We start from the raw sequence: 10,754 nt of genomic DNA on the forward strand, positions 1-10,754 counted from the left end.
ACCGCGGTTCGGGGCACGGCTGGACCGCCACCGCGGGCGGCCGGTCGAGCCCGAGGTCGGCGATCGGGTCGAGGTCGGCCGACCCCGCGTGGGTGACCTCCGCGTCGGCGACCGGAGTCGGTGCGCCGTCCGCGTCGAGCGCGACGCCGCCGGTGACGAGCACGTCCCCGGACGGTAGGGCGACCGCCACGGCACCCCAGCGCGCGACCTGCAGGTCGCCGGCGCGCGCCAGCTCGCCCGACGTCGCGTCGTAGCGGTACGCGGCCCGGACCGGACAGGCCAGCGGGCCGGAGTCCGGGCACAGGCCACCGCCGCCCGCGATCAGCGCTCCGCCGTCGGCGAGCGACACGGCGGCCGGCAGCAGAGCCGGGGCGGCGCCGCCGTCGACCGGCAGCGGCGCGTGGGTGGTGACCGCGCCGGCGTCGATGCGCTCGGCGAACGGCTCGACCAGGCCGGCCGCTCCGCCGTCGCCGAGGGCGACTCCGCCCGCCACGACCAGGCCGCCGCCGGCGACCGCCGCCGCCGCATGCAGCGCGCGGCTCGCCGGCGGCGCGTCGGGGTCGGCGAACGCCAACGTCGACGACACCGGCGGGGTCCCGAGCAGCAGCATCTCGCCAGCCAGCGCGCCGCGCTGCGCCGGCGGCGCGTCCAGATGGCCACCCCACAGCACCACGCGCCCCGGCGCGACCGGCGTGGCGGTGCCTCCGTAGCGGGGCGTCACCAGGTCCGCGGAAAACGCGGCCAGCCCCGTGTCCGGGTCGAGCCCCTCGACGGTGAGCGCCGGTGTCGTACGGGCCGCGTCGGCCCAGCCGCCGGCGATCACCGGCGGCGCGGCGCCGGCGGCGGTCACGGCCGCCATCAGCCGCGGCGTGACCTCGCCCGGCCCGGCCGCTTCGACGGCAATCTGCGAGGAGGCCGGGTCGTAGCGCAAGATTTCGGTCGGCGCGCCGACGGCGGCAGGCGCCGGCACGATCGGCAGGGGCGCGCCGTCGTCGGGCGCCGTGAGAACCGGACTCGCCGCCGGGTCGCCGCGGACGGTGACGCCGCCGAACACGGCGATGCGCACGCTTCCATCGGGGTCGACGCCGAGCACCGTCGCCCCGTGCAGCGCGCGCGCCGACAGGCCGGCCGCGGGCACCGGGCGGAAGCTGCCGCCGTCGTACAGGTCGACCGACGCCGACGCGTAGCCGTCGGCCCCCACGATGCGATCGAGCCCGCCGATGAGCAGCGCACCGCCGCCCGGCAGGGGCACGGCCGCGTGCAATGCGCGCGGTGCGGTGCCCCGGCGCAGCGTGCAGCCGAACGCGCCGCGCGGTGTGACGAACAGGCGCACCTCGCCGGCCGCCGTCAGGTCGACCTCCCGCGCCGCGCCCACACCGGCGAGCGCGCCGCCCTCGTCGTACACCTCGGCGAACACCTCCACCCGGTCGTCACCGGCCGGGACGGCGACCACCCGGCCGGCGTCGGACACCACGGCGTCGCACACCAGCGGGCCTCCGCCGGCGATCCGGAACGACAGGCGGACCGAGGCGGGACGCGGCCACAGCGGGACCGGCTCGGCCGGTTCCGCGCAGCGGCCGGAGAAGTCCAGCGGCGGGGGGCCGTGCAGGCGGAAGGCGATCGTCGGCGACAGCGGCTCGTCCCCGCACGCCCACAGGGCCACCGCGGCGCCGATCGCAGCCGTCAGGTGCGCGAAACGATTGCGATTCGGGGAGAATGTGCGGCTTGACACCGGCGTGATGCGTGGGCTATCCATGCCCGGTCTTTTCCACGACTGGCCGAGCGGCCGGGGGTGCGCGGCAGCGCGCGCAGTCTAGCGTACCCCGGATTTCAAAGGAGGCGCACCATGCGTGAGGTAGTGATCGTCGGCGGAGCCCGGACTCCGATCGGCAGTTTTCTCGGCGCCCTCGCGCCGGCGAGCGCGACCGAGCTGGGCTCGACCGCGATCCGTGCGGCGCTCGACCGAGCCGGCGTGTCCGCCGACGCGGTGGACGAGGTCTACATGGGCTGCGTGCTGCCGGCCGGCCTCGGCCAGGCGCCGGCGCGGCAGGCGGCGCTGGGCGCGGGCCTGCCGCAGGGCGTGCCGTGCACCACCGTCAACAAGGTGTGCGGCTCGGGGCTCAAGACCGTGCTGCTCGGCGCGCAGGCGATCGCGACCGGCGACGCGGACGTGGTCGTCGCCGGCGGCATGGAGTCGATGTCCAACGCGCCGCATCTGGCGCGCGGGGTGCGCACCGGTCACAAGATGGGCCCGCTCACCCTCGACGACCACATGGTCAAAGACGGCCTGTGGGACGTCTACAACGACATCCACATGGGCTCGTGCGCCGAGCTGTGCGCCCGCGAAAAGGCCATCTCGCGGCAAGAACAGGACGAGTTCGCGGCCGAGAGCTACCGCCGCGCCCTCGCCGCTCAGCAGTCCGGCGCGTTCGCCGACGAGATCGTCCCGGTGACCGTGCGCACGCGCAAGGGCGAGGTCGTCGTGTCGGTCGACGAGGAGCCGGGCCGCGGCAACATCGAAAAGCTGCCGTCGCTGCGCACCGCGTTCGACAAAAACGGCACGGTCACCGCCGGCAACGCGTCGTCGCTCAACGACGGCGCCGCGGCGGTCGTGTTGATGGCCAAGGAGGTCGCCGACGCGCGCGGCGTCGCGCCGCTGGCCACGATCGTCGCCAGCGCGCAGCACGCGCAGGCGCCCGAGTGGTTCACCACCGCTCCGGCCGGCGCGATCCGCAAGGCGTGCGACCGAGCCGGCTGGAACCCCAAAGACGTCGACCTGTGGGAGATCAACGAGGCGTTCGCGGTCGTGTCGCTCGCCAACCTGCGCGAGCTGGGACTCGACCCGAATCGCGTCGACGTCCACGGCGGCGCGGTCGCGCTCGGCCACCCGATCGGCGCGTCGGGGACGCGCATCCTGGTGACGCTGCTGTACGCGATGCGCGCGCGCGACGCCCGCACCGGCGGCGCGTCGCTGTGCATCGGCGGCGGCGAGGGCATCTGCCTGTTGGTGCGGCGATGACGGCGACGGCTGCGAGCGACGTGCGCACGGTCGGCGTCGTCGGCGCCGGCCAGATGGGCCGCGGCATCGCCCAGGTCGCGGCGCAGTCGGGGATCGACGTGCGGCTGCTCGATGCCTCGCTCGAGTTGGCCGAGCGGGGGCGCGATCGCATCGGCCGCGACCTCGATCGACTGGTCGCCAAGGGCAAGATGTCGGCCGAGGATCGCGACGCGATCGTCGCGCGCATCCAGCCGATCGGCGACTACGCGCCGCTGGCCGACTGCGAGTTCGTGATCGAGGCGGCGCCCGAACGCGAGGATCTCAAGCTCGACATCTTCCGCAAGCTCAGCGAGGTGGCGCGCGAGGATGCGATCTTGGCGTCGAACACGTCGTCGATCTCGATCACCAAGCTCGGCGCGCAGACGCGCCGGCCCGATCGCGTCATCGGTATGCACTTCATGAACCCGGTGCCGGTGATGAAGCTCGTCGAGATCGTGCGCGGGTTGCCGACGAGCGACGCGACCGTCGAGGCGACGACCGCTCTGGCCAAGCGGTTCGGCAAGATCACGATCGGCGCGCGCGACATCCCCGGCTTCATCGTCAACCGCGTGCTGATCCCGCTGTTGAACGAGGCCTGCTACGCGCTGTACGAGGGGCTCGGCACCGTCGAGGACATCGACACCGGCGTCAAGCTCGGCCTCAATCACCCGATGGGGCCGCTCGAGCTGGCGGACCTGATCGGGCTCGACACGTGCCTGGCGATCGCCGAGGTGCTGCACCAGGAGCTCGGCGACGACAAGTACCGCCCGTGCCCGCTTTTGCGCCAGTACGTGGCGGCCGGCTGGCTCGGCCGCAAGACGCGGCGCGGGTTCTACGAGTACGACGACAGCGGCAACATCATTCGGAGGGATCGGTGAGCGACTATCAGACGATCCGGCTCGAGCGGGACGGGTACCTGGCGACGATCACGATCAGCCGGGAAAAGCAGCTCAACGCACTCAACAGCCAGGTGCTCAGCGAGCTGCACGCGGCCGTGGCGGAACTCGAACTCGACGCCGCCGTGCGCGTCGTCGTGGTCACCGGCGCGGGCGACAAGGCGTTCGTCGCCGGCGCGGACATCGCCGAGATGGTCGACATGGACCCGGCGCAGGCTCGCCCGTTCGCCGAACTCGGCGGCGCGCTCGGCCACGCGATCGAGACGTCGGCCAAGGTGTACATCGCGGCCGTCAACGGGTTCGCGCTCGGCGGCGGCTGCGAGCTGGCGCTGTGCTGCGACTTCATCTACGCGTCGTCGAAGGCGCGCTTCGGCCAGCCCGAGGTCAAGCTGGGCGTCATCCCGGGGTTCGGCGGCACGCAGCGGTTGCCGCGCCGGGTGGGCGTGGCCAAGGCCAAGGAGCTGGTGCTCGGCGGCGGGATGATCGACGCGCAGGAGGCGCTGCGCATCGGCCTGGCCGACAAGGTGGTCCCGCCCGAGGAACTGATGGCCGCGTGCCGCGCGATCGCGGACCAGATCGCCGCCAACGGGCCGCTGGCGGTCGCCGAGGCCAAGAAGGTCATCCATCAGGGCCAGTCGATGGCGCTCGAACACGCGATCGCGCTCGAGCAGCGGGCGTTCGCGGAGCTGTTCATCACCGCCGACCGGGCCGAGGGGATGCGCGCGTTCCTCGACAAGCGGCCCGCCAACTTCGAGGGCAAGTAAGTGCAGTTCCAGTTCACCGAGGAGCAGCAGTTCGTCCAGAGGATGGCGCGCGAGTTCGCGCGCAACGAGGTGTTGCCGCGCGCGCCGGCGATCGACCGCGAGCACGCGCACCCGCGCGACCTCGTCGCGAGGATGGCCGAACTCGGGCTGATGGGCGTCGCGGTCCCGGAGGAGTACGGCGGCGCCGGCCTCGACACGGTGTCCTACGTGCTCGCGATGGAGGAGGTGTCGCGGGCGTGCGCGTCGACCGGCGTGATCATGAGCGTGAACAACTCGCTCGTGTGCGACCCGATCCTCAAGTTCGGCACCGAGGAACAAAAGCGCCGGTGGCTCGTGCCGCTGGCGCAGGGCGAAAAGCTCGGTTGCTTTTGCCTGTCGGAGCCGGAGGCCGGCTCGGACGCGGCGGCCCAGACGACCGTCGCCGTGCGCGACGGCGACGCGTACGTGCTCAACGGCGTCAAGAACTGGATCACCAACGGGCCGGTCGCGGACGTCGCCGTGCTCATGGCGATGACCGACAAGGCCGCCGGCCATCGCGGCATCACCGCGTTCATCGTGCCGATGGACGCGCCGGGCGTGCGCTGCGGGCCGCCCGACGACAAGCTCGGGATTCGCGGGTCGAAATCGTGCCAGGTGTTCCTGGAGGATGCGCGCATCCCCGCCGACCAGGTGCTCGGCGAGGTCGGCCAGGGCTTCAAGGTCGCGATGAGCACGCTCGACGGCGGCCGGATCGGCATCGCCGCGCAGGCCATCGGCATCGCGCGCGCGTGCCTCGAGGAATCGCTCGACTACGCAGTGCAGCGCAAGACCTTCGGCAAGCCGATCGCCGAGCATCAGGCGATTCAGTGGAAGCTGGCCGACATGGCGGCCGACGTCGACGCGGCGCGCCTGATGACGCTGCGCGCGGCGCTGCTCAAGGACCGGGGCGTGCGGTTCTCCAAGGAGGCGGCGATGGCCAAGCTGTTTGCGGCCGACGCGGCGAACCGGATCGCGCGCGAGGCGGTGCAGGTGTTCGGCGGCAACGGCTACGTGACCGAGTATCCGGTCGAGCGGCACTTCAGGGACGCGAAGATCACCGAGATCTACGAGGGGACCAGCGAAATTCAGCGGCTCGTGATCGCGAACTGGCTGTTTCGCGACTGAGCGCGCCGCGCGGAGGACGGCATGCGCGCGTGGATTGCAGCGGTAGGGATGATCGGGGTGTGGGCGACGGCGTGCGGCGGCAGCCAGCAGCCGGAGCGGGAGCCGCCGCCGCCGCCGCCGGACGCGGCGCCCGCGGCCTACGACGACGTGGACGATACCCTGGTCGATCCGATGACGATCGACGAGATCAACCTCGCGCTCGAGCGGCGCGCGCCGCAGGTGTCGCGTTGCTACGCGCGCGCGATCGAGTCCGGCGCGCTGCCGCGCACCGCCAAAGGCGTCGTCGTCGTCGAACTCACGATCGCGCGCGACGGTTCGCCGCAGGACGTGCACGTGTTGCCGGCGTCGACCCTCAAGGCGCCGCCGCTGGCCGACTGCGTGGTCCGCGAGATCCGGGACGCGCGGTTCCCGTCGCTGCCCAAGCCGCTGCCGATGACCTACAGCTACAAGCTCGAGAGGGACTACTGAATGACGATCGGGTTGCGAACCCGCGCGCTTGCGTGGCTGATCGCCGGCGTCGCCGGCTGCGGCGGATCGGCGCCGCAGGCGGACGACACCACGCCGGATCCGCCGCGCGAACGCGTGGTCGCCGAGCACGTGCCGAGCCTGCACGACGACGCCGCCGACGACGACCCGGAGGACGCCGAGGAGGGGTTCGAGGTCGCCGGCACCAAGGGGCACCTGGACCCCTACGACATCGAGCGCGGAATCGAGCCGCACCAGGGGGCGCTCACCGACTGCTTCATGGCGGCGGCGCGGCGCGACCGCTACCTCGGCGGCGACGTGGTGCTGGCATTCGTGGTCGCGCCGTCGGGCGCGGTCAAGTCGGTGCGCCTCGCCGACAGCACGCTCGGGTCCTGGCAGGTCGAGCGTTGCCTGATCGACGTCGCATCGAAGATGACGTTCCGCAAGCCGCGCGGCCGCGGCGACGCGGACTTCACCGTGCCGCTGTCGTTCACCGCATCGCGCGCCGTCCGGTGGCTCGACGAGGAGGCCGCGCTCGCCGAGGTCGGCGACGCGGTAGCCGACCTGTCCGCGTGCGGGGCCGCGCCGCGGGTGCGCGTCACCCTGTACGTCGGCCCGCGCGGCAAGGTGCGGTCGGTGGGGTTCGGCGAGCCGGACGCCCCGGTACCGGCGGACTGGAAGGACTGCGCCGCCGCGGCGGCCGCCGCGTGGCAACTGACGGATCCGCGCGGTCAGATCGTAAAGTTGTCGTTCGTAACTGAGCCGTGAGGAACTCGTGAACCTCGAGCCGACCGAAGAGCAGCAGTTGATCCAGCGCACCGCGCGCGAGTTCGCCGAGCGCCGCCTCGCCCCCGCCGCCGCCCGCCGCGACGTCGACGAGACGTTCCCCGCCGACGAGTTGGCGGAGATCGCGGGGCTCGGCCTGATGGGGGTCGCCGTGCCGGAGGCGTACGGCGGCGCCGACGCCGGCGCGGTTGCCTTCGCGCTCGCGATGATGGAGCTGGCGCGTGCCGACGCGTCGGTGTCCGTGGCGGTGTCGGTGACGAACATGGTCGCCGAGCTGATCTGTGCCGCGGGGACCGACGAGCAAAAGCGCGAGCACGTGCCGAAACTCGTCGGCGGCGACTACCTGTGCGGCGCGTTCGCCCTGTCGGAACCGCAGAGCGGGTCGGACGCGGCGGCGCTCGAGACGCGGGCCGAGCGCATCGACGGCGGCTGGCGGCTGTTCGGAACCAAGCAGTGGATCACCAGCGGCGATCGCGCGGGATTGATGGTGGTGTGGGCCAAGACGGATCGCGGCGCCGGCCACCGCGGGATCACCGCGTTCCTCGTGCGCCGCGGCACGGCCGGGGTGACGGTCGCGAACCTCGAACACAAGATGGGCCTGCGCGGGTCGACCACCGCGCAGATCGTGCTCGACGGCTGCGAAGTGCCCGACTCCGACGTACTCGGCGAGGTCGGCGGCGGGTTCAAGCTCGCGATGCAGGCGCTCGACGGCGGCCGGATCGGCATCGCGTCGCAAGCGGTCGGCATCGCGAGCGCCGCCCTCGACGCCGCGATCCGCTACGCCAAGGACCGGGTCGCGTTCGGCGTGCCGATCGCCAAGCACCAGGCCATCGGCAACATGCTCGCCGACGCGGCGACCGGCGTGGACGCGGCGCGGCTGTTGGCGCTGCGGGCCGCGTGGCGCAAGCAGCAGGGGCTGCCGTTTACCAAGGAGGCGTCGATCGCCAAGGTGTTTGCGTCCGAAAAGGCGATTCGCGCTTGCGACGTGGCGATTCAGGTGCACGGCGGCTACGGCTACACGCGCGACTTCCCGGTCGAGCGCATGTATCGAGATGCGCGCGTCACGACCATCTACGAGGGGACGAGCGAGATCCAGCGCATCGTGATCGCGCGCCACCTGGTCAGGGAGATCGCATGACTCGCAAGGTTCGCATCCTGGTCGCGAAACCGGGCCTCGACGGCCACGACCGCGGCGCCAAGGTCGTCGCGCGCGCGCTGTCGGATGCCGGCTACGAGGTGATCTACACCGGGTTGCACCAGACGCCCGAGATGATCGCGGCGGCGGCGGTGCAAGAGGCGGTCGACGCCGTCGGCCTGTCGATCATGTCGGGTGCGCACATGACGCTGTTTCCGGCCGTCCTCGATGCGCTCAAGAAGCGCGGCGCGGACGACGTGTTGGTGTTCGGCGGCGGGATCATTCCCGACGAGGACGTCGCCAAGCTCAAGGCGATGGGAGTGGCCGAGATCTTCAAGCCGGGCGCGTCGACGCAGGAGATCGTCGATTGGGTCGAAAAGTACGTGCGCCCGCGCACCGACTGATCGGCGCGATCGCGGTGGCCGGCGCGGCGTGCGCCGGCACGGCTGCGGAGCATCGCGCGCCGGGGGCGGAGTCACGGGTCGCGGCCGGGCGGGCGGCGGCGGACGCGGCCGATGCCGGGCGGGGCGGCACCGACCGCGAGGCCGAGCAGGTCGCCGCCATCGAGTGGGCCGTGCGGCAGACGGCTGCGGCGGTGCACCTGTGCTACAAGCGCGCGCTCGCCGACGACTTTCGCCGCGAAGGGCGCGTCGTCGTCGACATCGTGTTTTCCGGTGGCGCACCGCGAGTCGAGGTGGTGCGCGACGCGACCCATTCGGCCAAGCTGCGCAGCTGCCTGGTAGCGACGTTCAGCGAGCTGCCGTGGCCGCCGGTGTTCAACGCGGGCGACCGGGTTCAGCTGCCGCTGTCGTTCGTCGCGCCGCCGGCGCAGTACACGGTGTGGCGCCGCGACGTCGACGAGCGCGACGTGGCTCCCGGCGCGGTCGCGCAGGTCGTGGTCGACGAGCGCAACACCGGCAATCCGGCGGCCTCTCTCACGTACCTGCGGTTGGCGCCCGGCGCGGCCCTGCCGGCGCATCGCGCGGCGTCGACCGCGCTCGTATACCTGGTGCAAGGGCGCGCCGCGGTCGTCGACGCGAGCGGCCGGCACCGCCGCTTCCTGGCGGCCGGGGACGCCGTGTATGTGCCGCCCGGGGCGGCACTGGGGCTCGCGGCGGAGCCCGGCGGCGCCGAGTTTGTCGTCGCGTACGCGCCGGCGGGCCCGGAGCAGCGATTCGACGGCGGCGCGTCGGCGGGCGATGCGGGGGCCGCCGCGCGCGGAGGGGCGCGCTGGCTCGCGGTCACCGGCGCCGACCTACCGCGGCATCCGGTCGCCGGCGGCGCCGCGGAGGTCGCGATCTATTTCGACGCCGCGCGCGCCGGCGACGGCCGCGCGTCGCTCGATCGGATTTCCGTCCGCCCGGGGGCGCGGCTTCCGGCCCACGTCCACGCGGACGCCACCGAAGTGGTCTATCTTCTCGACGGTGGCGGCGAGGTCGAGGTCGCCGGCGAGCGCTACCCGGTCGGCCCGCACACGGCCGTCCAGATCCCGGCGGGCACACCCCACGCGTTTTACGCCGATCCGGATCGAGGCGCGACCGCCGTCCAGATCTACACCCCCGCCGGACCCGAGCAGCGATTCAAACCATGACCGAACGAGCCCAGCGAGTCCTCGCCGGCGACGCGCGCGCCGGCGCGCAGTTGATGCGCGATCTCGACGACGCGGTGCCGAGCGCCATCGCCGACCTCAAGGCGCTGTACGCGCACACCGGGCGTGCCTACATCGTCGGGGTGACCGGCAATCCAGGCGCCGGCAAGTCGACGGTCGTCGACGCGATGATCGCCCGCTATCGCAAGGCGGGGCACCGCGTCGGCGTGGTCGCGGTCGATCCGACGTCGCCGTTTTCCGGCGGCGCGATCCTCGGCGATCGCATCCGCATGCAGCGCCACGCGACCGACGACGGCGTGTTCATCCGGTCGCTGGCGACCCGCGGCCACCTCGGGGGGCTGTCGCGGTCGACGTTCGACGTCGTCGACGTGCTCGACGCGATGGGCTACGACCGCATCCTGGTCGAGACGGTCGGCGTCGGCCAGGATGAGATCGACGTGATGAAGGCCGCGCACACCGCGGTCGTCGTGACCGTGCCCGGCCTCGGCGACGACATCCAGGCGATCAAGGCGGGCATCCTCGAGATCGCCGACGTGTTGTGCGTCAACAAGGCCGATCGCGAGGGGGCCGATCGGGCGGTGCGCGACCTGATGCACATGCTCGAGCTGCGGGCCGCCGATGGCGGCCGGCGCGACGTCGAGATCGTCAAGACGATCGCCACGCGGGGCGATTCGGAGGACTCCGGCATCGCCGAGCTGATGGCGGCGATCGAGCGCCACCGCGAGCGGGAAGGCGAGGGCGGGCAGCGGCGACGGGTGCGCCAGCGCGCCGCCGCGCACGTGGCCGAGCTGGTGCGCACGATGCTCGCCGACCGCGCCAAGGCCGTCGTCGCGGCGCGGGGTGGACTCGACGCCGTCGCCGAGGAGGTCGCCGAGCGGCGCCGCGATCCCTACACCGCCGCCGAGTCGATCGTCGCCGG

At 72.9% G+C, this 10,754-nt stretch carries 11 protein-coding genes; 10 read left to right on the top strand and 1 reads right to left on the bottom strand.

All coding sequences use genetic code 11. The features are described from left to right. Positions 1 to 1,663: hypothetical protein (locus tag D6689_08860; GenBank protein ID RMH42198.1), on the bottom strand; the 1,663-nt coding region annotated here is incomplete at its 3' end. 183 nt (positions 1,664 to 1,846) lie between these two features. Between D6689_08860 and D6689_08865 the strand changes: the two genes are divergently transcribed. The 10 genes from D6689_08865 to meaB form a co-directional block, all read left to right on the top strand. Beyond that, positions 1,847 to 3,019: an acetyl-CoA C-acetyltransferase gene (locus D6689_08865; GenBank protein RMH42199.1), complete on the top strand. Its 1,173-nt coding sequence runs from the start codon at positions 1,847 to 1,849 to the stop codon at positions 3,017 to 3,019. Then, the gene (locus D6689_08870) at positions 3,016 to 3,915 is read left to right on the top strand and encodes a 3-hydroxybutyryl-CoA dehydrogenase (protein RMH42200.1); all 900 of its coding nucleotides are present in this window, start codon (positions 3,016 to 3,018) and stop codon (positions 3,913 to 3,915) included. The genes D6689_08865 and D6689_08870 overlap by 4 nt, the downstream gene beginning before the upstream one ends. Beyond that, positions 3,912 to 4,697 (top strand): enoyl-CoA hydratase/isomerase family protein, encoded by a 786-nt coding sequence (locus D6689_08875; GenBank protein RMH42201.1) that lies wholly within the window; start codon positions 3,912 to 3,914, stop codon positions 4,695 to 4,697. The genes D6689_08870 and D6689_08875 overlap by 4 nt, the downstream gene beginning before the upstream one ends. After that, positions 4,698 to 5,840 carry an acyl-CoA dehydrogenase gene (locus tag D6689_08880; protein RMH42202.1) on the top strand — a complete coding sequence of 381 codons (1,143 nt, stop codon included), beginning with the start codon at positions 4,698 to 4,700 and terminating at the stop codon, positions 5,838 to 5,840. A gap of 48 nt (positions 5,841 to 5,888) precedes the next feature. After that, entirely contained in the window at positions 5,889 to 6,308 is a 420-nt protein-coding gene (locus tag D6689_08885; GenBank protein RMH42203.1) for a hypothetical protein, read from the top strand. Then, positions 6,309 to 7,073, top strand: coding sequence for an energy transducer TonB (locus D6689_08890; GenBank protein RMH42204.1), 765 nt, complete (start codon positions 6,309 to 6,311; stop codon positions 7,071 to 7,073). Positions 7,074 to 7,080: 7 nt separating this feature from the next. After that, positions 7,081 to 8,229, top strand: a complete 1,149-nt coding sequence (locus D6689_08895; GenBank protein RMH42205.1) for an acyl-CoA dehydrogenase — start codon at positions 7,081 to 7,083, stop codon at positions 8,227 to 8,229. Further along, the gene (locus D6689_08900; GenBank protein RMH42206.1) at positions 8,226 to 8,630 is read left to right on the top strand and encodes a cobalamin B12-binding domain-containing protein; all 405 of its coding nucleotides are present in this window, start codon (positions 8,226 to 8,228) and stop codon (positions 8,628 to 8,630) included. Before D6689_08895 ends, D6689_08900 begins: the two co-directional genes overlap by 4 nt. Further along, positions 8,594 to 9,817, top strand: a complete 1,224-nt coding sequence (locus D6689_08905; protein RMH42207.1) for a cupin domain-containing protein — start codon at positions 8,594 to 8,596, stop codon at positions 9,815 to 9,817. The genes D6689_08900 and D6689_08905 overlap by 37 nt, the downstream gene beginning before the upstream one ends. Next, positions 9,814 to 10,754 (top strand): methylmalonyl Co-A mutase-associated GTPase MeaB (gene meaB / locus D6689_08910; protein RMH42208.1); only part of this gene is annotated, 941 nt, incomplete at its 3' end. The genes D6689_08905 and meaB, both read left to right, overlap by 4 nt.

It is taken from the genome of Deltaproteobacteria bacterium (assembly GCA_003696105.1).
Classification (GTDB): Bacteria; Myxococcota_A; Polyangia; order Haliangiales; family J016; genus J016.

Excerpts from the sequence above, each read along its gene's own strand:
- D6689_08870 (RMH42200.1), top strand. The coding sequence starts at position 3,016 with ATGACGGCGACGGCTGCGAGCGACGTGCGCACGGTCGGCGTCGTCGGC.
- D6689_08865 (RMH42199.1), top strand. The coding sequence starts at position 1,847 with ATGCGTGAGGTAGTGATCGTCGGCGGAGCCCGGACTCCGATCGGCAGT.
- D6689_08885 (RMH42203.1), top strand. The coding sequence starts at position 5,889 with ATGATCGGGGTGTGGGCGACGGCGTGCGGCGGCAGCCAGCAGCCGGAG.
- D6689_08900 (RMH42206.1), top strand. The coding sequence starts at position 8,226 with ATGACTCGCAAGGTTCGCATCCTGGTCGCGAAACCGGGCCTCGACGGC.
- D6689_08890 (RMH42204.1), top strand. The coding sequence starts at position 6,309 with ATGACGATCGGGTTGCGAACCCGCGCGCTTGCGTGGCTGATCGCCGGC.